24 protein-coding genes are annotated in these 26,223 nt (G+C 33.1%); 7 read left to right on the top strand and 17 right to left on the bottom strand.

Annotation, left to right across the window (positions count from 1 at the left end):
- Positions 1-3: 3 nt before the first annotated feature.
- On the bottom strand, positions 4-954 hold the full coding sequence (locus HM981_RS04455) for an endonuclease/exonuclease/phosphatase family protein (RefSeq protein ID WP_179337369.1): 951 nt from the start codon (positions 952-954) through the stop codon (positions 4-6).
- Positions 955-1,025: 71 nt separating this feature from the next.
- Here HM981_RS04455 and hflX point away from each other — a divergent pair, with 71 nt between their 5' ends.
- On the top strand, positions 1,026-2,237 hold the full coding sequence (hflX, locus tag HM981_RS04450) for a GTPase HflX (RefSeq protein WP_179337368.1): 1,212 nt from the start codon (positions 1,026-1,028) through the stop codon (positions 2,235-2,237).
- 50 nt (positions 2,238-2,287) lie between these two features.
- The gene (locus HM981_RS04445) at positions 2,288-4,528 is read left to right on the top strand and encodes a penicillin-binding protein 1A (protein WP_179337367.1); all 2,241 of its coding nucleotides are present in this window, start codon (positions 2,288-2,290) and stop codon (positions 4,526-4,528) included.
- 71 nt (positions 4,529-4,599) lie between these two features.
- Here HM981_RS04445 and HM981_RS04440 read toward each other — a convergent pair whose 3' ends face one another.
- The 12 genes from HM981_RS04440 to HM981_RS04385 all read right to left on the bottom strand — a co-directional run bounded on the left by HM981_RS04440 (position 4,600) and on the right by HM981_RS04385 (position 14,222).
- On the bottom strand, positions 4,600-5,508 hold the full coding sequence (locus tag HM981_RS04440) for a DUF3078 domain-containing protein (protein WP_179337366.1): 909 nt from the start codon (positions 5,506-5,508) through the stop codon (positions 4,600-4,602).
- Between the two features lie 145 nt (positions 5,509-5,653).
- Positions 5,654-6,160, bottom strand: a complete 507-nt coding sequence (locus HM981_RS04435) for a DUF2480 family protein (protein WP_179337365.1) — start codon at positions 6,158-6,160, stop codon at positions 5,654-5,656.
- Positions 6,161-6,231: 71 nt separating this feature from the next.
- Positions 6,232-6,558, bottom strand: a complete 327-nt coding sequence (locus HM981_RS04430; RefSeq protein ID WP_179337364.1) for an iron-sulfur cluster assembly protein — start codon at positions 6,556-6,558, stop codon at positions 6,232-6,234.
- A 64-nt stretch (positions 6,559-6,622) separates the two neighbouring features.
- On the bottom strand, positions 6,623-7,045 hold the full coding sequence (locus tag HM981_RS04425) for a SufE family protein (protein ID WP_179337363.1): 423 nt from the start codon (positions 7,043-7,045) through the stop codon (positions 6,623-6,625).
- A gap of 33 nt (positions 7,046-7,078) precedes the next feature.
- Complete coding sequence (locus HM981_RS04420; protein ID WP_179337362.1) at positions 7,079-7,900, bottom strand: META domain-containing protein; 822 nt, start codon at positions 7,898-7,900, stop codon at positions 7,079-7,081.
- 45 nt (positions 7,901-7,945) lie between these two features.
- Positions 7,946-9,160: an aminotransferase class V-fold PLP-dependent enzyme gene (locus HM981_RS04415; RefSeq protein ID WP_179337361.1), complete on the bottom strand. Its 1,215-nt coding sequence runs from the start codon at positions 9,158-9,160 to the stop codon at positions 7,946-7,948.
- Positions 9,161-9,283: 123 nt separating this feature from the next.
- On the bottom strand, positions 9,284-10,597 hold the full coding sequence (sufD, locus tag HM981_RS04410) for a Fe-S cluster assembly protein SufD (protein WP_179337360.1): 1,314 nt from the start codon (positions 10,595-10,597) through the stop codon (positions 9,284-9,286).
- A gap of 77 nt (positions 10,598-10,674) precedes the next feature.
- Complete coding sequence (gene sufC / locus HM981_RS04405; RefSeq protein ID WP_179337359.1) at positions 10,675-11,427, bottom strand: Fe-S cluster assembly ATPase SufC; 753 nt, start codon at positions 11,425-11,427, stop codon at positions 10,675-10,677.
- Between the two features lie 4 nt (positions 11,428-11,431).
- Positions 11,432-11,839 (bottom strand): hypothetical protein, encoded by a 408-nt coding sequence (locus tag HM981_RS04400; RefSeq protein ID WP_179337358.1) that lies wholly within the window; start codon positions 11,837-11,839, stop codon positions 11,432-11,434.
- Between the two features lie 34 nt (positions 11,840-11,873).
- Complete coding sequence (gene sufB, locus HM981_RS04395; protein ID WP_179337357.1) at positions 11,874-13,322, bottom strand: Fe-S cluster assembly protein SufB; 1,449 nt, start codon at positions 13,320-13,322, stop codon at positions 11,874-11,876.
- Between the two features lie 56 nt (positions 13,323-13,378).
- Positions 13,379-13,708, bottom strand: coding sequence for a HesB/IscA family protein (locus tag HM981_RS04390; RefSeq protein WP_179337356.1), 330 nt, complete (start codon positions 13,706-13,708; stop codon positions 13,379-13,381).
- A gap of 274 nt (positions 13,709-13,982) precedes the next feature.
- Complete coding sequence (locus HM981_RS04385; protein ID WP_179337355.1) at positions 13,983-14,222, bottom strand: hypothetical protein; 240 nt, start codon at positions 14,220-14,222, stop codon at positions 13,983-13,985.
- Positions 14,223-14,549: 327 nt separating this feature from the next.
- Between HM981_RS04385 and thiL the strand changes: the two genes are divergently transcribed.
- A complete protein-coding gene (gene thiL, locus HM981_RS04380; protein ID WP_179337354.1) occupies positions 14,550-15,602 on the top strand; it encodes a thiamine-phosphate kinase in 1,053 nt (350 codons plus the stop codon).
- Between the two features lie 297 nt (positions 15,603-15,899).
- Here thiL and HM981_RS04375 read toward each other — a convergent pair whose 3' ends face one another.
- On the bottom strand, positions 15,900-16,142 hold the full coding sequence (locus HM981_RS04375) for a hypothetical protein (RefSeq protein ID WP_179337353.1): 243 nt from the start codon (positions 16,140-16,142) through the stop codon (positions 15,900-15,902).
- Positions 16,143-16,219: 77 nt separating this feature from the next.
- Positions 16,220-16,996 carry an alpha/beta fold hydrolase gene (locus HM981_RS04370; RefSeq protein WP_179337352.1) on the bottom strand — a complete coding sequence of 259 codons (777 nt, stop codon included), beginning with the start codon at positions 16,994-16,996 and terminating at the stop codon, positions 16,220-16,222.
- Positions 16,997-17,177: 181 nt separating this feature from the next.
- Between HM981_RS04370 and HM981_RS04365 the strand changes: the two genes are divergently transcribed.
- The 3 genes from HM981_RS04365 to HM981_RS04355 are packed head-to-tail and all read left to right on the top strand — an operon-like array spanning position 17,178 to position 20,740.
- Entirely contained in the window at positions 17,178-18,731 is a 1,554-nt protein-coding gene (locus HM981_RS04365; protein ID WP_179337351.1) for a serine hydrolase, read from the top strand.
- Positions 18,732-20,036 carry a branched-chain amino acid transport system II carrier protein gene (locus tag HM981_RS04360; protein ID WP_179337350.1) on the top strand — a complete coding sequence of 435 codons (1,305 nt, stop codon included), beginning with the start codon at positions 18,732-18,734 and terminating at the stop codon, positions 20,034-20,036.
- The gene (locus HM981_RS04355; protein ID WP_179337349.1) at positions 20,036-20,740 is read left to right on the top strand and encodes a DNA adenine methylase; all 705 of its coding nucleotides are present in this window, start codon (positions 20,036-20,038) and stop codon (positions 20,738-20,740) included. The genes HM981_RS04360 and HM981_RS04355 overlap by 1 nt, the downstream gene beginning before the upstream one ends.
- Positions 20,741-20,803: 63 nt before the next feature.
- Here the strand turns inward: HM981_RS04355 and HM981_RS04350 are convergent, their stop codons facing one another.
- Together HM981_RS04350 and HM981_RS04345 are read right to left on the bottom strand one after the other, a co-directional pair.
- Positions 20,804-21,727: an EamA family transporter gene (locus HM981_RS04350; RefSeq protein WP_179337348.1), complete on the bottom strand. Its 924-nt coding sequence runs from the start codon at positions 21,725-21,727 to the stop codon at positions 20,804-20,806.
- Between the two features lie 92 nt (positions 21,728-21,819).
- A complete protein-coding gene (locus HM981_RS04345; protein ID WP_179337347.1) occupies positions 21,820-23,112 on the bottom strand; it encodes an aminopeptidase P family protein in 1,293 nt (430 codons plus the stop codon).
- Positions 23,113-23,326: 214 nt separating this feature from the next.
- Here HM981_RS04345 and HM981_RS04340 point away from each other — a divergent pair, with 214 nt between their 5' ends.
- The gene (locus tag HM981_RS04340; protein WP_179337346.1) at positions 23,327-26,170 is read left to right on the top strand and encodes a WD40/YVTN/BNR-like repeat-containing protein; all 2,844 of its coding nucleotides are present in this window, start codon (positions 23,327-23,329) and stop codon (positions 26,168-26,170) included.
- The last annotated feature ends 53 nt before the right edge of the window (positions 26,171-26,223 follow it).

Here is a 26,223-nt window from a genome sequence, read left to right as displayed (position 1 = left end):
TTTTTAAGAAGGCTTCAATTCAATAAAAACGGGGAAATGATCACTATAACCTCCCTTATATTTTTTGCCTACAAATGTCCTAAATGGCTGTCCTTTATACTTACCATGATTCTGTGTAAGTATTTTACTGTTAAAAACTTTAGCGTTACTAAAAATTAATTTTGAATTATTAGTATCAAAGAAATTTGTAGTGAATAAAATTTGATCAAACAAATTCCATTGAAAATTATGACTTAGACTACCGTTATCCCGAGACCAGACCGTTTTAAATGGATTATAAAGATTACTTTCTTCTTCGAGTAGTTTTATACTTTTACTATTTGGATTATCATTAAAATCTCCCATAACAATAATTTTGGCATCAGAATTTTCTGTTTTCAACGTTTTTATAATCGCATTTACAGCATTTGCACCAGCAATACGTTTAAATTCGGTTTCCTTAACCCCTTCTCTTCGAGATGACCAATGGTTAACTATAATATTAATGTTTTCATTATTTAATAAGCCTTGTACCAACAGAATGTCTCTTGTGTAGTCTTGCATTCCTTTTTCATTTTCGAGATATACAGAAAAGGTTTCGGAATGTTCCACTTTAAAAATGTCGGGTTTATAGAGTAAGGCGACATCTATACCTCTTTCATCCATAGAATCGTAATGAATAAAATCATAGTTTTCTTCTATTAGATTCTTACTGTTTATTAAGTCTGAAATTACATTTGCATTTTCAACTTCGGCTAAACCAATAATTACTGGAGCAATTTGATTATCTTCATTTCCTATTTTAGGAATTATAGAGCCTAATTTTAATAGTTTTTTTTGATAGCGTTTTGGAGTCCAGCGTTTTTGGGATGTTGGCAAAAAATCGTTATCATGTGTGTGTGGATTGTTTTTTATGTCGAATAAATTTTCGATATTATAAAATGCAATAGTATAAGGGTTAGAATTATTATCCATAGGATTAAATATAGGTTTTTAAAATAATAATAGGACTAATCCATTTGCTTAACTTTGTACTTTAATTAATTATGATAGAAAAAAAAGATATAAATTTAGAAAAAGCAGTACTTATAGGTGTTGTCACCCAAGATCAGAACGAAGAAAAGTCTAAAGAATACTTAGATGAATTAGAGTTTTTGACCTATACTGCTGGTGGTGAGGTTATAAAACGTTTTACTCAAAAAATGGCACTACCAAACCCTAAAACCTTTATTGGTACAGGGAAAATGGAAGATGTAAGGCAGTTTGTAGAAGCCAATGATATTGGTACTGTAATCTTTGATGACGAGTTAACTCCGGCTCAAGAACGAAATATTAGTAAAATTTTAAACTGTAAAATTCTAGATAGAACAAATCTTATCCTCGATATTTTTGCTCAACGTGCGCAAACTAGTTATGCGAGAACGCAGGTAGAATTAGCGCAGTGCCAATACTTACTCCCGCGATTAAAAGGGATGTGGACACACCTTGAGCGTCAAAAAGGGGGAATTGGAATGCGTGGACCTGGTGAAACCGAGATTGAAACGGATAGACGTATTGTACGCGATAAAATTGCACTTCTAAAAGCTAAGATAAAGACCATAGATAAACAAATGGCAGTGCAACGTGGTAATCGTGGTAAAATGGTTAGGGTCGCATTAGTAGGTTACACCAATGTTGGTAAGTCTACTTTAATGAATGTGATTAGTAAAAGTGATGTTTTTGCAGAAAATAAATTGTTTGCAACACTAGACACCACGGTTAGAAAAGTAGTTATTGGAAACTTGCCTTTTTTAATGAGTGATACTGTTGGATTTATTAGAAAATTACCAACACAATTGGTAGAATCTTTTAAAAGTACACTTGATGAAGTTAGAGAGGCAGACTTGCTACTTCACGTTGTAGATATTTCACACACTAATTTTGAAGAGCATATTGATTCTGTAAATCAGATTTTAGACGAAATTAAAAGTAAAGACAAGCCAACCATTATGGTTTTTAATAAGATTGATGCTTATGAACCAGAACCTTTTGATGAAGAAGATTTGGTAGAAGTCCGTACAGAGGCCAATTTTACTATTGAAGAATGGAAAAAAACTTGGATGTCTAGAGTAGGTGATAATGCTTTATTTATTTCGGCAATAAATAAAGAGAACATGGAAGAGTTTAGAAAACGAGTTTATCAAGAGGTTAGAGAGATCCACGTAACGCGCTTTCCATATAATCATTTTCTATATCCAGACGTTGAGGATATAGAATAACCAAGTTATACGAATGCTTTATGAGTGCTTACCTAAGTCGCACGATGTCTATGATAAAAAAAATCTGGAGTAATAAATGGATAAAATGGATGCTTATTTTGGCCTCTGTTGCTGTGCTATTTCTTATTGGTCTATATATTAGCATATATGTTGGTTTATTCGGAAAAGTTGCAAGCTTAGAAGACATTAGTTCTATTAAACAAGAACAGGCCACCCAGCTCTTAGATAAGGATGAGAAGTTAATAGGTAAATATTATATCTACGACAGGCAACCTGTAACGTTTGAAGATTTACCCAAACATCTTATTGAAGCCTTAGTTGCAACAGAAGATTCTCGTTTTTATGAGCATGATGGTATAGATAATATTAGTCTAATGCGTGTGTTTGTTAAGAATTTAATTCTTCAAGACAAATCTGCAGGTGGTGGAAGTACCATAACCCTTCAGTTGGCTAAAAATTTATATGGAAGGACAGATTATGCGTTTTTCAGTATGCTTATCAATAAATTTAAAGAATCTATTGTAGCACAACGTATTGAAGAGGTTTATTCTAAAGATGAAATTTTAACCTTATACCTTAACACCGTTCCATTTTCAGATAATACTTATGGTATAGAGAGTGCATCGCTTAAATTCTTTAATAAATCGGTTAAAGATATTTCTGTTAATGAAGCCGCTACTTTGGTTGGCACACTAAAAGCCAATACCTATTACAATCCTAGAACGCATTTAGATCGCAGTAGAGATCGACGGAATATAGTTTTAAGTCAGATGAAAAATTACGGTTATCTTTCTCAAGATTCCCTAGCTTATTATTCAGATCAAGCATTAGAATTAGATTATCGATCTTTTAATCATGATTTAGGTTTGGCTCCCTATTTTAGAGCCGAAGTAAAGAAACAACTCGAGTCTATTTTAGATACATTAATAAATCCTGAAGGTGAAAAATACGATCTTTATAAGGATGGCTTAATTGTTCATACAACGTTAGATTTTAAAATGCAACAGTTGGCAGAAGCGGCAACGAGAGAGCATATGAGTAAGCTTCAGGCTAATTTTGAAAGGTCTTATGGTAACAATTCGCCTTGGGAAACCAACTCTAAGTTATTAAAAAGTGCGATCGCTAAATTACCTCAAGTAAAAACTTATAAAGCAAATGGACTCAGCGATGCGCAAATTAAAGATTCCTTAAGTGTTAAACGATCTACAGATTTATTCCGTTGGAAAGGGGATACCATTAAAAAGATATCTACGATAGACAGTTTAAAGCATTATCTGAAATTCTTAAACACTGGAATGTTATCTGTTGAGCCAACCACGGGAGCAGTAAGAGCTTATATTGGAGGTATAGATTATCGCTATTTTAAATACGACCACATTTCGCAAAGCGAACGACAAGTAGGCTCAACTTTTAAACCCTTTGTGTATACAGCAGCTATTGATAATGGTTTAGATCCATGTACTTATTTTTCATTAAACAAAGTAACGTACACGGATTATGATAATTGGACACCAAGCAATTCCGGAAGTGATGAAGAAGATATTTATATCAATTATACTCTAGAGAATGCCTTAAGTAATTCTGTAAACACCATTTCAGTTAAGGTATTGGAAGAAGTTGGTATTAAAAAAGTGTTAGAGCAAGTTAAAAAAATGGGTATTTCAAAGCAACTTCCTAATGAACCATCGTTGGCATTGGGAGTTGCAGAAATTAGCTTGAAGGATTTAACAGGTGCTTATGCAAGTTATCTTAATAACAGTAAAGCGGTAACTCCATATTTTATTACTAAAATTGAAGATAAATTTGGAAACGTTATAGCGACTTTTAAGCCTGAAATCTCAAAAAAAGAAGCGTATAGTGATTACACAAGACAAGTGCTCTTAGAGATGATGAAATCTACAGTAAATAAAGGAACAGCATCTCGATTAAGAAGTACGTATGGTTTAAATAACGAAATTGCAGGAAAAACAGGTACCACACAAAACAATAAAGATGGCTGGTTTGTTGGCTTAACACCAAATTTAGTGACTATAACTTGGGTAGGTAACGACAATCACAGTATTGGATTTAAGTCTACAGGAATGGGACAAGGAGCTAATTCTGCTTTACCAATTTTCGCTAAATTTTATCAGAAATTAAATAAGGATAGCGATTATAAATCTATAACGGGAGCCAAGTTTGAAAAACCATCAGAACAAGTTTTAAGCGATTTAGATTGCGAACCTACCAAACGTGATGGTTTTATAAAAAGACTCTTTAAGAAAAAGAATAAGAAGAAAAAGTTCAACTAAAGTAATATAAAGGCATAAAAAAACCTGTCTAGATAACATCTAGACAGGTTTTTATTTATAAAAAGTTGTTGTTAGAAACCGTAGCTTAAACCAACAGTGTAATAAGATTGTAACTTGTTGTCAGCATCTTTTAAATCAACAGCTTGGTAATTAGCAGCTTCTTGTTTGTTGCTTCTTAACGCAAAATCAAAACCTACACCAATCATTTTCCATAACTTGTAGCTAAATGAGTTAGTCCACGTAAAGTTAGATAGATCGCTATCTTCATAGCTTTGGAATGTTGAGAAGTTAGATTTGAAAGAAATTGCTCCAATTTGTCTTGTGTAATCTGCTACAATTTTAGCACCTGCAGAAGATTCAAAAGCTGCATCATTATCAGCAAATACAAAGTTGTAGTTTAATGGGTGAATTACCACGATTAAATTATTAATTGGAGTCCATGTTGCACCAACACCAAGATCTAAAAATCCGGGATCATTAAAGTTATCTAAAAGTGTTGTTCTATATTCTGCTAAACCAGAAATAGCCCATTTTTCATTTAATTTACGACCGTAAAGAGAAGATATATTGAATACATCTGTTGTTGATTCGAAGTCTTCGCTATCTGTTTCGATATCTTTGTTGTCTAACTTCACCCAGTTTAGGTTCATTGTTAATGAGTTTCTCCAGAAATATTTGTCTTCAATCTTATTCGCGAAACCGTTAAAAGTAACACCAATGTTTCCAGAAGAGTTATTTGGAGCAGCTTGAGAATACCACTCGCTAAAATTAGATAAGCTACCACCTATAGTACCAAAAGCACCCAATTTCCAACCTGGAAGGGCATCAATTTGTGCTTGTAAAGCATTAGCTTCTCCTTGAAACTTATCTGCTTCAGCTTGTTTTTCAGATTTTTGTGTTTGTAATTCTTCTTTAGTTTGCGCAAATGCAAAGGTCATAGCAACTAAAAAGAAAGCTGATAAAATTAATTTTTTGTTCATAATGGATTAAAATTTAATAAGTAATAATTTTTTTTAATTTGAATTTACAAAAATAAGTGATTATTGATTTTAGTGAAATGATTTAAATCATTTACTCACTACTATTAAGACCCTAAAACTTTAAGAAAGTCACAATTTTAAGGTGTTATTTTTTTTTAAATAAAGGAACGGAAGAACAGGCCTCACCAAACATAATAGACTTTGCAATTGGCTTTAATTTTTGCGATAATAATACAAGTGCATTTGTAGGTACAGGTTTGTGAGAACAGCCTTTAATTATTACAGGAGAATCTTTGTATTCTGAAACATCTAAATTAGATATAATTTCAGCATATAAAATAGATTCTAAGTTTTCTAAAGTACCAGCAATAGCCAGTTTAGAATAGTTTTGAAGCTCAATAGAAATTAGCATGTAAGCCCAATCTGGTACAATAGCATCTGTAGAGCAATGCAATGCCATATAACAATCTTGGTATTGCGACCAATTATGTGCAGAAACAAAAGCTCTAAACTCTTTTTCGCGAAGTACTAAGCCTTCAAGTAACCAGTCTGAAATATCAAAAAGAACACGCTTACCATTTGGATAAAAGTCTTCTAAATCTATAACTTTTAGCTTGCTGTTGGCAACTCTATTAATTATTTCGTTTTCCATTTTTATATCTAGAGTTCGAGTGGATGTCTAAATCTATTACTAAGATTAGCAACTGAAAATGGTCTGCTTGTTTAAAGCATTCCAAGTTCTAATTTTGCTTCTTCGCTCATTAATTCTTGAGTCCAAGGCGGATCGAATGTGATTTCTACTTCAGCATTTTTAACTTCGTTAATAGACTTCACTTTTTCTTCAACTTCTAGAGGTAGCGTTTCTGCTACAGGACAGTTTGGTGTTGTTAAGGTCATTAAGATTTTTACTTCTAAATCTTCATTTACAAAAACATCGTAGATTAATCCTAATTCATATATATCTACAGGAATTTCTGGATCGTATATAGTTTTAATGACTCTTAATATTTTTTCTCCTAATACTGCTGTATCTACAGTTTCTTTACTCATAATTTTATGGTTGAGAGGTTAAGATATTTAATAAATGCCAACTTCGCGTAAGCATAATAAAAACTTATTTTAATTGTGTTTGGTATGCAATAGCATACAGTTTTAGTTGTTTTATCATGCTTACTAGGCCATTTGCTCTAGTTGGTGATAAATGTTCTTTTAGTCCAATTGCATCAATAAAATCAGTGTTGGCTTCAAGAATGTCTTTTGGATGCTGATTAGAAAATACTCTAATTAATATAGCAATAATCCCTTTTGTAATAATAGCGTCGCTATCTGCCGTAAAGTTTATTTTGTCTTCATCTAAATCTGCATGAACCCAAACTTTGCTTTGGCAACCTTTAATAATATTATCGTTGGTTTTGTATTTTTCGTCAATTAAAGGTAAGTCTTTTCCTAAATCTATCATGTATTGGTAGCGTTCTTCCCAATCTTCAAACATAGAAAACTCATCAATAATTTCGTTTTGAACTTCTTCAATGGTCATAGTCTCATTCTTTTCTGCAAAATTACAAAATAGCTACTGTTTAACTGTGTTTTCTTTAACGGATAACACTTTATTAACTAAAGCTTCAATAGCTTGTGGTGGATTGCCATGATCAAAAGTAGGTACAAGATATTCTACATCCTCTATTTTTATGGTTAACGAAGCGTGAGGTGCTCCATCAAATTGAAACTTTTTAGAAGGTGGTATTAAATCTTTAATAGATTCTAAATCCAAATCATCAATCAACTGTTGTATCGTTTCCCAATCTTCAGTTTCAGTTTTATATTTATTTGCTTTTTGAATGTTTCTGTCTTTGTAGATTAAAATTTCAGATTTTGAAATGATAACAAAATCAAACAGATTTCTTGATGAAGCTTTATAAGTAACCGTTGTATTATCAGTAGAATTTAAAGCTAAATCTTTTTGGAAATCTATGACCTTGTGTGTTGCATTTATTAAAATCTTGTCGTTTTCTGAAAAAGAAATACTACTGTCTTTAATTGAAAATGAATTAACCGAATTTAAAGATTTAAAAAATTGATTTTCAAAAGCCATTATATCTTTTTGACACATTTTTTTTGACGAACCAATAGTTCCAAATTTTATGGTGTTGTTTTCGGTTTGATAAGTTCCAAAGAAATTGTTACAAGCTGCATATCCTGAGACGCTCTTTGTGGCATCATCAAAAGTAATAACCATCTTGTTAGTAGAAACATCAGTATCTCCAAGTTGGGTTATATAATAAGTTCCAGAAAGTGTTTGTTGCATCTTATTGCTGTTTTCAATAGCTTTCTTCGAAGAATCACAAGAATTCAATGTGGTTAAAAGCATGAATAAACTAAGTAAAATTTTCATCTATATATTGTTTATCACTGTAAGTTACATATTTAATGCCAAAGTTTAAGATAGCATCATTATTGCTTTTTTAAGTGCAATAATAAAAGCATCAATTTCTTCTTTAGTATTATAAAACATAAACGAAGCTCTAATGGTGCCGGGAATTTTATAGAAATCCATTATTGGTTGTGCACAATGATGACCTGTACGTACCGCAATTCCCATTTTATCTAAAATGGTTCCAATATCATAAGGATGAATATTAGCAACATTAAACGAAATTACAGATGTTTTTTCTTTTGCTGTGCCATAGATTTTTAGACCTTCAATTTTAAGTAATTGCTCAGTTCCGTATGCTAAGAGTTCATTTTCGTATGTGGCAATATTTTCAAAACCTATACCATTCATATAATCTAAAGCAGCTCCAAAAGCAATGCCGCCAGCGATGTTTGGTGTTCCTGCTTCAAATTTATGTGGTAAATCTGCGTAGGTTGTTTTCTCAAAAGTAACTTCGGCAATCATTTCGCCTCCTCCTTGGTATGGTGGTAATTTATTAAGCCACGCTTCTTTTCCGTAAAGCATTCCAACGCCTGTTGGACCACAAATTTTATGAGCGGAACATACATAAAAATCAACATCTAAGGCCTGAACATCTGGTTTTAAATGCGGACAAGATTGTGCACCATCTACCAAAACAGCTGCACCAACAGCATGTGCTTTTTCTATAATATATTCAATAGGGTTTATAGTTCCTAAAGCATTCGAAATATGATTAACAAAAACTAGCTTGGTGTTTTCGTTTAAAAGGGCATCATAAGCAGACATAACTAATTCGCCATCTTCATTCATGGGAATGACTTTCAAAACCGCTCCTGTACGCTCACAAAGCATTTGCCAAGGCACAATATTACTATGATGTTCTAATGCTGAAACAATAATTTCATCTCCCTTTTTTAAGAGTGAAGAAAAGCCGTTAGCCACTAAATTAATGCTATGCGTTGTGCCAGCTGTGTAAATAATCTCGTGAGCGTGCTTAGCGTTAAAATGTTTCTGAATTTTTAGACGTGCTTGCTCGTAAGCATCCGTTGCTTCTTGGCTTAAACTATGTACGCCTCTATGAATATTAGCATTGTAATTACTGTAATAATCTACAATAACATCAATGACTTGCTGAGGGGTTTGCGAAGTTGCAGCATTATCGAAATAAATGAGTGGTTTTCCATTAACCGTTCGATTAAGGATTGGAAAGTCTTTTCTTATTTTTTGTACGTCTAACATGTGTTTCTTTTAAAGCTGAAACCTCAAAGGTTTTAAAATCTTTGAGGTTTTTTTTATATTAAAATTTCAAGTATAATTAGCCTAGATAGATAATGAAACTAGCCAGAACCGTTTATTTAAACTTTACAAATCAAACCCAATATTTACACCTAATTTTTTAGCGATAATCTTAGTAATTCTATTTTTAAGTTCTGGTATTTTAACTGAATCCATAACGTTATTACTAAATGCAAACATTAATAAAGCGCGTGCTTCTTTTTCTGGAATACCTCTAGAACGTAAATAAAACATAGCACTTTCATCTAACTGACCAATAGTACAACCATGAGAACATTTTACATCATCTGCAAAAATTTCAAGTTGAGGTTTGGTATTGATGGTAGCCTTGTCGCTCATCAAAACATTGTTGTTAGCTTGAAATGCATTAGTTTTCTGTGCTAATTTTTCAACAACAACTTTACCATTAAAAACACCTGTTGAGCTGTCGTTAAAAATACCTTTGTAATCTTGGTGGCTTTCGCAATTTGGCTCAATATGATGCACTAAAGTGTTATGATCCACGTGTTGCTTATCTCCAATAATGGTGATGCCTTTCATTGTGGAATCAATACGCTCACCATTTTGATAAAAGTTAAGATTGTTTCTTATTAATTTTCCACCAAAAGAAAACGTGTGCACTTTAGCTAAGCTTTCTTGTTTTTGATTAATGTAAGTATTATCAATTAATGACGCACTCTGCTTATCATTCTGAATTTTATAATAATCTACAATGGCACGTTTATTAGTAAATATTTCAGTCACCGAATTCGTTAAAACAGGATTGTCTGTTAAACTCTGATGACGTTCTATAATCTGAACATGTGCATTTTCATTTACAATAATTAGGTTACGAGGTTGTAGCATTACTGCAGCTTCGTTTCCTGTAGAAAAATGTATGATTTGAATCGGTTTTTCAACGACTTTATTCTTTGGGATATTAATATATGCACCTTCATGAGAAAATGCTGTATTTAAAGAAGATAAACCGTCTTTTGTAGCAATTTTATTGAAATAATTATCAATAATCACCTTGTATTTTGGTTTTGTTAAAGCAGCAGACATTAAGCATACATCCAAACCGTCATGTGTGGTTTGTGATAAGTGCGAAGCATATTTTCCGTCGATAAAAATTATTTTATAAGCATCAATTTCATGTATAAAATATTTCTTTACATCTTTAAATTCAATGTCGTTTTCAATCGTAGGAAAAACGCTGTAATCGGGTTTTAAAATTGAATTCAACGATGTGTATTTCCAATCTTCTAATTTCTTAGTAGGGAATCCTTCTGCTTCAAAGGTCTTTATAGCTTCAGTACGAATGTCATGTATGGGCGAGTTCACATCGACTGTGTCTTCAAAAGCCATAAATGACGATACTAATTTTTCTTTTAAACTCATGTTTGTCAGTTGTTAGTCGTTAGTTCTTAGTCTTTAGTGGTTTTGTATTCCATATAGACTTATTACTACTTACTAAATTATGCGTTTACTTCTTCTTTAATCCAATCGTAACCTTTAGCTTCTAACTCATGTGCTAATTCTTTACCACCAGATTTTACAATTTTTCCATTTAATAAAACATGAACAAAATCTGGAACGATATAATCTAACAGACGTTGGTAATGTGTAATTACAATTACAGCGTTGTCTTTAGATTTTAGTTTATTAACTCCATTAGAAACAATACGAAGTGCATCAATATCTAATCCTGAATCTGTTTCATCTAAGATAGCAAGTTTAGGCTCTAACATTGCCATTTGAAAAATCTCGTTTCTTTTTTTCTCACCACCTGAAAAACCTTCATTTAAAGAACGTGATAAAAATTTACGATCGATTTCTAATAATTCGGATTTCTCACGAATTAATTTTAGCATTTCTTTAGCAGGCATATCTTCTAAGCCTTTTGCTTTTCTTGTTGAGTTTATCGCTGTTTTAATAAAGTTAGTAACACTAACTCCCGGTATCTCTACAGGGTATTGAAACGATAAGAATACACCTTTGTGTGCGCGTTCTTCTGCAGCTAATTCTTCAATGTCTTCATCGTCTAACAGTATAGAACCTTCAGTAACTTCGTAATCTTCTTTACCTGCGATTACAGAAGCCAAGGTGCTTTTTCCTGAACCATTTGGTCCCATAATAGCGTGAACTTCCCCTGGTTTTACTTCTAGATTAATGCCTTTTAATATGGCTTTGTCGTCTATACTTGCGTGCAAGTTATTTATTTTTAACATAGTCTTAATTTGCTAATTTTATAACGTCTTTTGATTCTGGATCAGGTGCTTCTACCTTTAAAATTTCTTTTATTTCAACGCGGTATTGCCAACCTTCCTCGTCTTTATTCTTTTCTGTTTTTTTAACTCGAACTGTAACAGGAACCATATCTGTAGGTTCTGTTTTAAATGCTTTTACTTGCGCTTCTAGCAATTTCATGTTCTCATCAATTACCACACCGTAAATTTCACCAGTTGTTTGCAACACAGCTGCATCTCCGTAATAAACAAAGTCTCCTTTTAAAGTAATAATTCCGTCGTTTTGATCGTAAGATTTTGCACGATTCTCTTCTAGATTTACTTCTGATTTAGTTTCGTTTTTACAAGCGAATACCACCAAAGCAAGGATGATAATTAGGTAGGTTTTTTTCATATTAATATGTATTGTTCGTTACTTAAGAAGTGTGTTACCCAACACTACCTTCTAAACTAATTTCTAATAATTTTTGAGCTTCTACAGCAAATTCCATTGGTAATTTATTGAGTACCTCTTTACTAAAACCATTAACGATTAAAGCAATTGCTTTTTCTGTATCAATACCTCTTTGGTTACAGTAAAATATTTGATCCTCTCCAATTTTACTTGTCGTGGCTTCGTGCTCAATCATAGCACTTTTATTTTTTGCTTCTATGTATGGAAACGTGTGTGCACCGCATTCATTACCCATAAGTAAACTATCACATTGTGAAAAATTACGCGCATTATCTGCACGAGAACCAATTTGAACTAATCCACGATAAGAGTTTTGTGAATGACCAGCTGAAATTCCCTTAGATATAATAGTTGATTTTGTGTTTTTACCTAAGTGAATCATTTTGGTACCTGTATCTGCTTGCTGGTAATTATTAGTTACCGCAATTGAGTAAAACTCACCAACAGAGTTATCACCTTTTAATATACATGAAGGATATTTCCATGTTACAGCAGAACCAGTTTCAACTTGTGTCCAAGAAATTTTTGCGTTTTTCTCACAAAGTCCTCTTTTGGTTACAAAATTGTAAACTCCACCTTTTCCTTCTGCATTTCCTGGATACCAGTTTTGTACCGTAGAATATTTTATTTCAGCATCATCCATAGCAATTAGCTCCACAACGGCTGCATGCAATTGATTTTCATCTCTACTTGGTGCTGTACAACCTTCTAAATAACTCACATAACTACCTTCGTCTGCAATAAGAAGCGTTCTTTCAAACTGACCTGTTCCTCCTTGATTAATTCTGAAGTAAGTTGATAATTCCATAGGACATTTTACACCTTTTGGAATATAACAGAAAGACCCATCACTAAATACAGCCGAATTTAAAGCCGCATAAAAGTTATCTTTTGTTGGTACAATGGTACCAATATATTTTCTTACAAGTTCTGGATGCTCTTTAATAGCTTCCGAGATACTCATAAAAATAATGCCTTTTTCAGACAATGTTTTTTTAAATGTTGTTGCAACAGAAACCGAATCAACTACGATATCCATAGCTACATTATTCATTTTCTTTTGCTCATCTACTGAGATACCTAACTTTTTGTACATCGCTAAAAGATCTGGATCTACATCGTCTAAAGTTTTATTGGGATCTACAGCAACAGGCGCAGAATAATAAGCAATGGCTTGAAAATCTGGTTTTTTGTAATGTACGTTTGCCCATTCTGGCTCAGCCATTTCCTTCCAGAGTTTAAAAGCTTCAAGTCTCCATTCCGTCATCCATTCTGGCTCTTCTTTTTTCTTAGAAATAGCACGAACAATATCTTCATTTAATCCAATAGGAAAGGTTTCAGATTCAATATCTGTAAAAAAACCATATTCGTATTCTTTGGTTTTTAATTCTTCCCTTAAATCGTCTTCAGTATATTTTGACATAATTCTTTATAGTTGTTTGTAATAGCCTTCATTTAAAGAAGGTTGAAATAGGATTTTTATAACGAAAATGATTCGCCACATCCACATGTGCGATTTGCATTTGGGTTATTAAAAACAAAGCCAGTTCCATTTAAGCCTCCAGAATATTCTAGAGTAGTGCCAATGAGATAAAGAAAGCTCTTTTTGTCTACGATTATTTTAATATCGTTAACTTCAAAAACCTTGTCATCTTCGGCTTGGGTTTTATCAAATTTTAAATCATAAGATAAACCAGAGCAGCCACCACTTTTAACACCGACTCTTACGTAGTCTGTACTTGGGTTGTAGCCGTCGTCAGTCATAAGTTCTATGACTTTCTTTTTTGCGTGTTCAGATACTTTAATCATACCAGTTAATCTAGATTAGTTCTAAATAAAATGCAAATATACGATATAACAAATGCATTACAATAGGAGCTAACATTATATTAGCATATGACCTGATAAGGTTTAACTATTAAAGCTTATATAATTTTGAAAATAAGGGTTTACAATTAAGCGTGTTTGTGTCTTGCCTTGAAATAATATATAAGAATATTAGGCAATACATGTCTAGGGAAGTGTTGTTAGATGAAACGACACTTTTGCAATGTTTTTGGCTTGTTAACAGAAAAGAGTACTGTTATATGGCGATTTTTGTCTTTGGATAACGACGTGTTAAGCGATATAATTCCTCTAAAGTGTCTTTAATTTGGCTGTTTTGAACTGTATTTGTTTCAAAATTTCCATGATGATCTGTAACAGTTGTAGTACCGCAATTTGAACATGTAAGTTCAATTGTATGGTCCATATTGGTTTTGGATCTTTCATAGTTATGGCCAAATATGGCGCATGGTAAAACTCTGGTAGAAGTAGGTTTCATAATTTAGGGTATTTTGGGGCTTGCAATTAAATAAAATCATATTTAAATCAGGTCGAAATACGTGTTTTTTCGATGAAATACATCAATTTTATAGATTTTGACATAAAAAGTAGTTTGTGATTAAAGAATTCTCATCAAAATAACCACTCGTTTTTATAAACTGAATAACGGTTGAAGCTCCTCTATCATAATTAGTTTGCGTTTATGTTGTAGTAGGTCATTTTGCACAATGGGTTATAGGTGATTTTGCGTCTTTAATATTTAATCCAATTAATAAATTTGGTATTAAATAGATACTATTCAAAAAAAGCACAATATTTTTGCAGTATGATTGAAGATAAAAACCCGCAACGTACTCCGTTAAGTGAATTAGGTGAGTTTAAACTCATAGAGCATTTAACTAAACATTTTAAAATGACTCATAAATCTACTATAAAGGGGATTGGTGATGATGCTGCTGTGCTTAATTTTGGAAAGAAGCAAGTGGTGGTCTCTACAGATTTGTTGGTAGAAGGTGTGCATTTTGATTTAAGTTATGCTCCATTAAAGCATTTAGGTTATAAAGCTATAGTGGTTAACCTTTCTGATATATACGCTATGAATGCTGTAGCCACGCAAGTTACTGTCTCTATAGCGGTTTCTAATCGTTTTCCTTTAGAGGCTCTAGAAGAGTTGTACGCAGGGATTACTATGGCAGCTAAATTGTATAATGTAGATGTGGTTGGTGGTGACACAACCTCTTCAACTTCTGGTTTAATTATTTCTGTAACGGCTATTGGTGAAGTAGAAAAAGGTCAGGAAGTATTAAGATCTGGTGCAAAACCAAATGATTTGTTGGTTGTTTCTGGTGATGTTGGTGGTGCTTTTATGGGCTTGCAAATTTTAGAACGTGAAAAAGAAGTGTTTAAAGTAAATCCGCGTAATCAGCCAGATTTATCAATGTACACTTATATCATTGAGCGTCAGTTAAAACCTGAAGCTCGAAAAGATATTGTTGAATTACTAAAAGAGCTAGACGTTAAACCTACGAGTATGATTGACGTTAGTGACGGTATTTCTTCGGAAGTTATACATCTGTGTAAAGAAAGTAAGGTTGGAGCAGATGTTTATGAAGAGAAAATTCCATTAGATCCTCAGGTGATTTCTAGTTGTGAGGAATTTAATTTAGACAGTACTACAATTGCTTTAAATGGTGGTGAGGATTACGAATTATTAATGACCATTGCTCAAGACGATTTTCTTAAAATTAAAGGCAATCCAAATTTAACAGTTATTGGATATATAACTGAAGAAGACAGAGGAATGCATTTGGTAACACGAGGAGATGAAAAAATTCCGATTATTGCTAAAGGTTGGAATGCACTTAAAGATCAATCATAAAAAGCTTTTGTCCTTTTTCTAGACGCTTATTATGTACACGATTTAATACGGTGTTAATTTCTTTGAATTTTGGTGTTAAGGGAATAAATTTTCCATTGCCATCAATGGTCATTTCAGACTTACAATTTTTACACTTATACTCTTTTACATGATAAGTAACATTTTTGGACACTTTATAATCGTGGCCAAATAATGAGCAATAAACATTTTTCATTAACTAGTTTTCTTAGAGAGTTTAGGATCAATTGTCAGGGATTCTAAATATAAGAAAATTAGCTGCTTAAAGGTTGGTCGCAATTAATAAATCGACGAACTGAGTCTTTTTTGCTTTAAAAGTATTAATCTGTTGTTGTAAATACGTTCTAAAGCCGAGTTTATATCTTGATGTTTCGGTGTTAGCTCTGTAAGTTTACCATTGCTATTTGTTGTGAGTTGTTTTTTACAACATTTACAAGTGTACTCTTTTACGTGGTTGGTGACTTTTTTGGTTATTTGATAATTATGACCAAATAAATCACAGAAGATTTTAGTAGGTGCCATATTAAACTTGTTTACAATATATTTTTATTTCATATCATAAACTTATAAAAATAATTGAAACAAAACGTTAAAGGGTTTTAATTTTCGATAAAGAGTAATAATTTGTAAGTCAATTCTTTAGTATTTTCAATATAGCTCATGTGTCCTTCAGAAAACACTATGAAATCAATATCTGTTTCTTTAATGTCTAGAATAAGTTGGTCTTTATTAATTAGGGTATCTTTTTTTCCGATAATAATTAATTTTTTACATGGTAAGTTTTTGAAAAGTTCAAAACAATTAGGTCTTAGTTTCATGCCTTCTTGTGCAGCCATGTAGCCTTGAAGTGATATTTGTAACGCTATCTGAAGTGCTTTTTTGTAGGCGATATTAAATTTAGCTTTACTTTCTGGCGTGAATAAATTAGAAAATGACAAGTTAACAAGAACCTCAAAATTTTGCTGTGCCATTTTACAAGCTCGAGTTCTAAGTTCTTTTCTAGTTTCGTCATCGGCTTCAAACGTAGAATTCATTAAACATAGTCCTTTAAATAATTTAGGATGTTTGTCTGCCAAAGCCAAAGCCACATAACCTCCCATAGAGTGGCCTATAAAATGAGCATTTTCAACATTTAAAGATTCTAAAACGGCTAAAACAGCATCAGCCATTTGCTCCATGGTATGTACATAGCCTAAACAATCTGTTTTGCCATGTCCTAAAAGATCAATACATATAACTTGATGGGATTTTGATAAGTCAGGAATTAATTGGTCCCACATTTCTACAGTTTCAAGAAACCCATGAAGTAAAACAATACAAGAACCTTGTCCGTAGACTGTATAATGAATATTGCTGTTTTTATAGTCTAAAATCATAGCTGCAAAGATAAATTTTGAAAATAGTTCTACCTATAATCATTTGTACATTTAGTATATTTACCCATTGCAGTAATTATTAATGATAATTCGATGGGATTATATGCCAAAATTGGTATTGTAATTAAGTATAATAATGCTTTTAAAAATTTTTCGGACGATCTAATAAATAACAATACAAATGATTAGAAAACAACTACTCACTTTTATCTTTTTTATAAGTGTTCTTTCAATAACAGCTCAAATTGAAGAAGCGCAACTTGATATTTTAATTAAAGAAACTTTAACCACTTTTGATGTACCTGGTATATCTGTTGGGATTTTTAAAGATGGAAAAGTAGTTTATGCTAAGGGTCATGGAGTTCGGTCTTTAACGAATAAAAAGGATATGAACGACGAAACTTTGGTTGGTGTCGCTTCAAATAGTAAAGGATTTACGTGTTTTGCTTTAGCCATGATGGTTGATGCTGGTAAATTAAATTGGGACGATAAAGTACGTCAGCACATTCCAGAATTTCAACTATATGATGCTTGGGTAGCTGAAAATTTTACGGTTAGAGATTTAGTAACACATCGCAGTGGCATGGGATTAGGAGCAGGAGATTTAATGTTTTTTCCTGAAGGAAGCGATTTCGATATTAATGATGTTATTAATAATGTGAAATACCTAGAGCCTGAAAGTTCTTTTAGAAGCGAATTTGCATATAACAACAATATGTTTATTATCGCAGGTGAAGTTTTAAAACGTGTTAGTGGTTTGTCTTGGGAAGAATTTATTGAAACCAAAATTATGAAACCTGTTGGGATGACGAGTAGTAAGGCGTCTTACAACCGTGTTTCGGATAAATCTAATATTATCGATGCGCATACAATGGCTGAAGGTAAGGTGATTCAGATTCCTCACGATTGGAGTGAAACTGCAAATCCTGCAGGTGGTATTGTGAGTAATGTGCCAGATATGTTGGCTTGGGCAAAATTCTTAATGGATGATGCTGTTACTTTAAATGGTGAGCGTTTATTGAGCGAAAAACAATTTCACGAGCTTTGGCAATTACAAACACCATTAAGTGTGTCTCCAAATGATTCTTATAATTCTAATTTTAAAGGTTATGGTTTAGGTTGGTTTCTTGCTGATGTAAAAGGTGGTCATAAACAAGTTTATCATACAGGTGGATTATTAGGAACTGTGACACAATTTACAATGATTCCAGATCTCGATTTAGGAATAGTGGTATTAACCAACCAAATGAATGGTTCTGCTTTTAATACTATCACAAATACAATTAAAGATTCGTATTTAGGTTACGAAGATAGAAATTGGTTAAAAAAATATGGTGATCGAAATACAGATTATATTACATATAACGATAGTATAAAAGCTGCTGTTTATTCTAAAGTTGAAAAGGCAAAAAAACTTAAAAGTTTGCCAAAACCAGAACAGATTGTTGGGACTTATACGGACGATTGGTTTGGAGACGTCATTGTTTCTCATGATGTAAAAAAAGGGTACACTATTAAGAGTGAACGTTCTACAAGATTGATTGGAGAGTTGTTACCTTTAAACGCGACAACCTTTGTTGCTAAATGGAATAACAGAAGCTACGATGCAGATGTTTATGTTCAGTTTACTTTTAATGAGGAAGGTGAAGCAGTTTCCGCTACCATGAATTATATTGCGCCAATTACCGATTTCAGTTTCGATTTTGGAGATTTAGAACTTAAAAAAACCAAATAATTGAATATTCAACGTAAAGAACTCTTAATTACAAGTTTTGCTTTGTTCTCTTTATTCTTTGGAGCAGGAAACTTGTTGTTACCTCCTTTATTGGGCTATAATTCTGGTGAAGATTGGATTTGGGTTACGATTGGTTTTATGATTACGGCCGTGGTAATTCCTATTTTTGGAATTCTCGCACATGCCAGATTACAAGGAACTTTATATGACTTCGGAAAAAAGGTATCTCCTGCATTCAGTTTAATTTATTGTATTTTAATTTATGTTATTGCAGTTGCAATTCCATCTCCACGAACAGCTGCAGCAACACATGAGATTGCTATTTTTCCTGCTTTCGGAACCTCTCCTTTACTTACGAGTGCTATTTATTTTTCGCTGGTCTTAGTTTTTGTGCTTAACCGTTCTAAAATATTGGGTCTTATTGGAAAGTTTTTAACACCATTTATAGTGTTGATGTTACTGGCTGTTATTGTAATTGGTTTATTTTCTTCGTCACTAAACACAGGAATCGCTCAGTTTGAAACACCAATTATTACAGGGATTTTAGAAGGCTATCAAACTTTTGATGCCATTGGAGCTGTCGTTGTTGGCGCCGTGATTATTATATCCTTGAATTTTAAAAACATGGAGGTTGAGGTTTACAACTCTAAGCGGACTTTAATCCGAAAATCAGGATTTATAGCCGGTTTGGCATTATTTATAATTTACGCTGGTTTAATTGCTATTGGTGCTTATTATGGCTCTGAAATTAATATCAATTCAGAATTAAGTAGTGATATGCAACGGGCTAATTTATTGCGTGATATTAGCATTTCGTCCTTGGGTGAATTTGGAAATACCGTTTTAAGCATTTTAATTTCTCTGGCTTGTTTTACCACTGCAATTGGAATTATAGCTGGTGCTGCAGATTATTTTAAAGGTTTACTCAACGATTCTCAAACTGTTTATGTTGTCACAGCAATTTTGGCGAGTGTTCTAGGAGTGGTTGTAGGTCAGCTCGATTTTAATTCAATTATTGTCGTTGCTATTCCGGTGTTATTGTTTATTTATCCTATTACGATTGTACTAATTTTGTTGAATGTATTGCCCGAAAAATTAGCGACATCATTAGTTTTTAGGGCCGTTGTAATTGCTACGTTTATATTTAGTATTCCAGATGTTGTTGGTTTTATTAGTCCATCAGAAGGTTTAAAAACGTTAACGAGTTATATTCCATTTGCAAATCAAAGTTTGGGTTGGGTTTTACCTGCATTTTTGGCTTTTGCTATTACTTCTATGTTTCAATTAAAAATGAAAAGCGAGTAATGAAATACATGGGAAGTAAGGCGCGTTTTGCCAAAGATTTATTGCCAATTATTCTAAAAGACCGAAAACCTAAACAAACATATCTCGAACCTTTTGCAGGAGGTATGAACATGATTGATAAAGTTGATGGCATAAGAATTGCCAATGACCAACACCAGGAACTCATGGAGATGTGGCAAGCATTGATTTATGAGAATTGGGATCCACCAAAATCGGTAAGCGAAGACGACTACAAGAAAATAAGAACCAACCAAGACCAATATCCAAAACATCTAGTCAGTTATGTTGGTTTTAATTCCTTTGGAGGTAAATGGTTTTCGGGTTACAGGCGAGATAAGCAAGGTAAACGTGATTATTGGAGCGAACATTATAGAAATATTACTAAACAAGTCCCAAATTTAGAAGGTGTCATTTTATCTTGTAAATCGTATACGGAATTAGAGATTCCAAAACAAAGTATCATCTATTGTGATCCTCCGTATGAGTCTACAACGAAGTATCGTGACGGATTCAACCACGAGCAATTTTGGGAATGGTGCAGACAACAAAGTAAAGCGGGTCACCAAGTTTTTATAAGTGAATATAATGCACCAGAAGATTTTGAGTGTGTTTGGGAAAAGCCGGCAAAAACAACATTTTCATGGCATGCGGAGAATTTAGCTCCTAAGGTTGCTTTAGAGCGATTGTTTATTTTTAAAGGCTAAAGTCCGTGTAAAAATTTAATATTCAAAAAAAAAACTCAATTACCAATATTTTAGTCCTGTCACTTACACGTCTTTATTAAACCTCCTAAAAATTGTAATCTTCTTTTTGGTGTTAATGAAATAGACTCCAGTAAGTAAAATTGCTGCGGCTATTATGGATTGCATAGAAAAGGTTTCACCTAAAAAGTACCATCCTAACATTAGAGCTACAATTGGATTTACATATGTTGAGGTCGCTACTTTTTCAGGCGATACCTTACTCAATAAATAATTAAAAGCAGTAAAAGCAACGATACTTCCAAAAATGATAAGTATTCCCATGGAATTGATGATCTCAGTATTCCAGCTAGAAAAAGGGAGTCGTTCTTCACCAACACCAAAGCTGCCAATTAATAATATACTACCTCCAAATAGCATTTGGTACCCTGTGTTAACAAAAAAGTTGGAAGGTAAGTCGGCTTTTGAAACAAACAGGCTGCAATAGGCCCAACTTAGCATACAGATAAAAATCATAATCATTCCGGTAACCATACCTTCTTTTCCAATCATTTCACGTTGACTGACTAATAAATAAATACCGATACACCCAATTACAACACCTAGTATAGACATGGGTTGAATCTTTTTACCTTCTAGAATTCGTAATAGTATTAATACAACCAAGGGTTGTGCTGAGATTTCTAAAGCAGCAAAACCGCTATCAACAGACTTTAATGCCCAAACGACTAAACCATTTCCGATGGTTAAAAACAAAAAACCGGCAATTGCTGTATTTCGTAATTGTCGCTTTGTGATTTTTAAAGGGATTTTTAAAAATTTGGCAATAGTGAAAATCAAGATACTTGCGGTAATAAATCGAATAGAAGCAGCATATAGAGGTGCTAACTGACTAACTAAAATTTTGTTCAATAAATATGTGGAGCCCCAAATGACATAAATCGAAAAAAATGATAGTAGTATATAAAGACGTTCTTTAGTCAATTTCATGTCCTATAATTTAGGGATTAGCGGTAATCAAAAAAACTTGCAAGCTACATAATGAACTTACAAGTTTTTTAATATTTAAAGATATTTTAGAATTAAGAATTCATGATGTCCTCAATCTCTTCTGCTTCAATAGGAATATTACGCATTAAATTAAAAGGTTCTCCTGAATTTTGAATAACCACATCATCCTCTAAGCGTATGCCAAAACCTTCATTAGGAATGTAAATTCCAGGTTCAACAGTAAAGACCATATTGGCTTGCATTGGTTCTGTTAAAATGCCGTAGTCGTGCGTATCTAATCCCATATGGTGAGATGTTCCGTGCATAAAATATTTTTTGTACGCTGGCCAATCTGGATTTTCGTTTTGCACATCGGCTTTATCTAATAAACCTAAGCCTAAAAGTTCTGAAGTCATCAGTTTACCAACTTCTACATGATATTGTTCCCATAATGTTCCTGGAACTAGCATTTTTGTGGCATCATTTTTTACGCGATTCACGGCATTATAAACGGCTTTTTGTCTATCGTTAAATGTCCCTGAAACCGGAATAGTACGCGTCATATCACTAGCGTAATTTGCATATTCTGCACCAGCATCAATCAATATTAAATCACCAGCTTTACATTCTTGGTTGTTTTCAATATAATGTAAGACGTTAGCATTGTTTCCCGATCCAACAATAGGAGTATATGCAAATCCTTTAGAGCGGTTGTTTAGGAACTCGTGCATAAATTCGGCTTCGAGATTGTATTCCCAAACTCCGGGTTTTGTAAATTTTAAAACACGTCTAAATCCTTTTTCTGTAATATCGCAGGCTTGCTGAATTAAGTCTAATTCGATCTGGTCTTTTACAGAACGCAGACGTTGTAAAATAGGATTGCTTTTTGCGACACTATGCGCAGGATATTTATTAAGTAGCCATTTTGTAAAACGATCTTCGCGTGTTTCAGTTTCTACATTAGCTCTGTAATGTTCGTTGGTGTTAATGTAAACCGTGTCGCATTGCGTCATTAATTCAAACATCACCTTTTCCATATCTTGTAGCCAATACACGGTTTTTATACCAGAGGTTTCAAATGCTTTTTCTTTGGTTAGTTTTTCGCCTTCCCAAACAGCAATATGCTCATTGGTTTCTTTTAAGAATAAAATTTCACGATGTTTTGCTTTTGGACAATCTGGAAACAAAACCAAGATGCTTTCTTCTTGGTCTACACCACATAAATAAAAAATATCACGGTGTTGTGCAAAAGGTAAAGTACTGTCTGCGCTTATTGGGTAAATATCGTTAGAATTAAAAACGGCCAAACTGCTAGGCTTCATTTGAGCCATAAAGTTTTTGCGGTTTTTTATAAAGAGTTGTTTGTCTATTAAATTGTATTTCATGAGAATAACATTTTATGTTTTGTCACACTGAGTGCAGTCGAAGTGAATTCTATGTAGGAGTGCGAAGTTTTTGTTGATTTCAGTTCAATATCAAAAGTAATGAAACTAAAACCGCAAGCAAAAGACAAAGCTTACAATCTGATAAATTTTAGGAGGATTTTAAGACGTTTTATTCTGAAAAGCTTAATTTCATGGCATTAAAAATCCAACCACTATGTATAAGTCAAAATTCCTCTCGCTCACATTTTTTATAAGTTCATTTTTTGCCTTTTCTCAACAACCTGCAACTTCTGCAGAAATGATTAAGGAAGCATTAATTCAGAAACAAAAAATGACGGAAACATCATTAGTGAAAAATGTGCCTTTTAAAAATATTGGACCAACAGTTATGAGTGGTCGTGTGGTAGATGTGGATGTGAATCCAGAAATGCCATCCGAATTTTATGTTGGTTATGCATCTGGAGGTGTTTGGTATACAATTAATAATGGAACAACATTTGCTCCGATATTAGATAATTCTGCAACACAAAATGTTGGAGATATTGCTGTAGATTGGAAAAATAGAACCATATGGGTTGGTACAGGTGAAAATAATAGCTCACGATCTAGTTATTCAGGCATCGGAATTTTAAAATCTAACGATAACGGTAAAACTTGGCAACATGTTGGTTTGGAAGATTCGCATCATATAGGTCGTATTCTTATTAATCCTAAAAACCCAGAAGAAGTGGTCGTTGGTGTTACAGGTCATTTGTATTCGCCAAACGAAGAACGTGGTATTTACAAAACTACAGATGGAGGAAAATCATGGAATAAAACACTATTTGTAGATAATATGAGTGGTATAATTGACGTACAACATGCACCGAATAATTTTGATATAATGTTTGCTTCGTCTTGGACAAGAGATCGAAAAGCATGGAATTTTACAGGAAGTGGAAACAATTCAGCAATATATAAAAGTGTAAATGGAGGCGATACTTGGGAAAAGGTTTCAACAAAAAACAGTGGATTTCCAGTAGGAGAAGGAGTTGGTAGAATTGGAATCGCGATGTTTGACGAAAACACGATTTATGCTTTACATGATAGTCAATTCCATAGAACAGATAAATCTAAAAAGACAGAATCTTCAGGATTAACAAAAGACGATTTTAAAACCATGAGTGTTGAAGCATTTATGAAATTAGAAGATAAAAAACTGAATGAATATCTTAAGACTAATGGTTTTCAGGAAAAATATAGAGCCTCTAACGTCAAACAATTGGTAAGTAGTGGTTCTGTAAAACCTATAGATTTGGCACATTATTTAGAAGACGCAAATGCGATGCTGTTTGATACACCTGTGATTGGTGCTGAGGTTTATAAAAGTACAGATGGAGGTGGAACTTGGAACAAAACTCACGAGGATTTTATCGATGGTTTGTATTACAGTTATGGTTATTATTTTGGTGAAATTCGAGTAGATCTACAGGATAAGAATGGAATTTATATTATGGGAGTTCCAATATTGAAGTCAAAGGATGCAGGTCAAACCTTTACATCTATTAGTCGTGAAAATGTGCATTCAGATCATCAGGCGCTTTGGGTAAACCCTAAAATGCAAGGGCATTTAATTAATGGAAATGATGGTGGACTCAACATGAGTTACGATGATGGTGAAAATTGGATAAAGTTAAATTCGCCATCTGTTGGTCAATTTTATGCGATTAATATTGATAATGAAAAACCGTATAATGTTTATGGAGGTCTTCAAGATAACGGAGTTTGGGTTGGTGCAAATAATGCAAGAGAAGATAAAAGTTGGCATCAACGCGGTCAATATCCTTGGGAATCGATTATGGGTGGCGATGGTATGCAAATTCAGATTGATAGTCGTGATGCGAATATTGTTTATACTGGTTATCAGTTTGGGAATTATTTTAGAATTAATAGAGACACTGGTAAGCGGGAATACATTCAGCCAAAACATACTTTAGGAGAAACACCTTATCGATTCAATTGGCAAACACCAATATTATTATCACCTCACAATCAAGATATTTTGTATTTAGGAGGTAATAAATTGATGCGATCTATGAATAAAGGCGATGATTTTGAAGCTATAAGTAAAGATTTAACCAATGGAGGGAAAAAAGGCAATGTGGCTTATGGTACATTAACATCTATTAGTGAAAGTCCATTTCAATTTGGATTAATTTATACAGGAAGCGATGATGGAGTTGTAAGTATTACTAAAGATGCAGGTGGCAGTTGGACTAATATCTCAACCACATTACCAAAAGATTTATGGGTAACTAGAGTTGTTGCTTCTCAGCATAAAAAAGAACGGGTTTACATCACTTTGAATGGTTATCGTTGGGATGATTTTAAAGTTTATGCTTATATGAGTGACGATTATGGGCAAACTTGGAAAGACATTGGAGTAAAAATTCCAACGTCTCCAGTTAATGTAATTAAGGAAGATCCTGAAAATGAAAACCTATTGTATTTAGGAACTGATAATGGAGCTTATGTATCTTTTGATATGGGGAAATCTTGGGAAGCATTTTCAAAAGGCATTCCAAATGTTGCTATTCATGATATTGTGATTCAACCCGAAGCTAAAGATTTATTATTAGGAACTCATGGACGTAGTATTTATAAAACCAATATTGAAGCTTTACAGGTCTTAAATTCGGATATGAAATCACAACCTATTGCATTTTTTGATCTGGAATCTGTAAAGCATTCTGGCCGTTGGGGAAGTGCTTGGAGTTCTTGGGATGATGGTTTTGAGCCTGAAATAACGATTAAATTTTATAGTGATTCTTCAGGTGAAAAAACTTTAAAAATCTTAACTCAAAAAGGAACAGAATTACATCGTATCCCTGTTGGTGTAGATAAAGGGTTTAATTATGTGAATTATAATCTAGAGCTCACCGAAAAAGGAAAGAAAGCTTTAATGAAGGAAAATAAAGAGATTCACTTTAAAGAGACAGGTAATAAAAAGCAGTATTTGCCAAAAGGTGACTACGTAATTGAAATTGAAAAAGGAAAAACAGCTCTAGAAATCAAGTAATAGAGGGTTCTAGATTAAATTCATTCTAAATAATTTAATTATACTATGGCACA

Origin of the sequence: Winogradskyella ludwigii, assembly GCF_013403985.1 — a bacterium.
Taxonomy (GTDB): Bacteria; Bacteroidota; Bacteroidia; order Flavobacteriales; family Flavobacteriaceae; genus Winogradskyella; species Winogradskyella ludwigii.
Note: the sequence above shows the minus strand (reverse complement) of the source record. Positions and strands in the feature narration are given on the sequence as shown.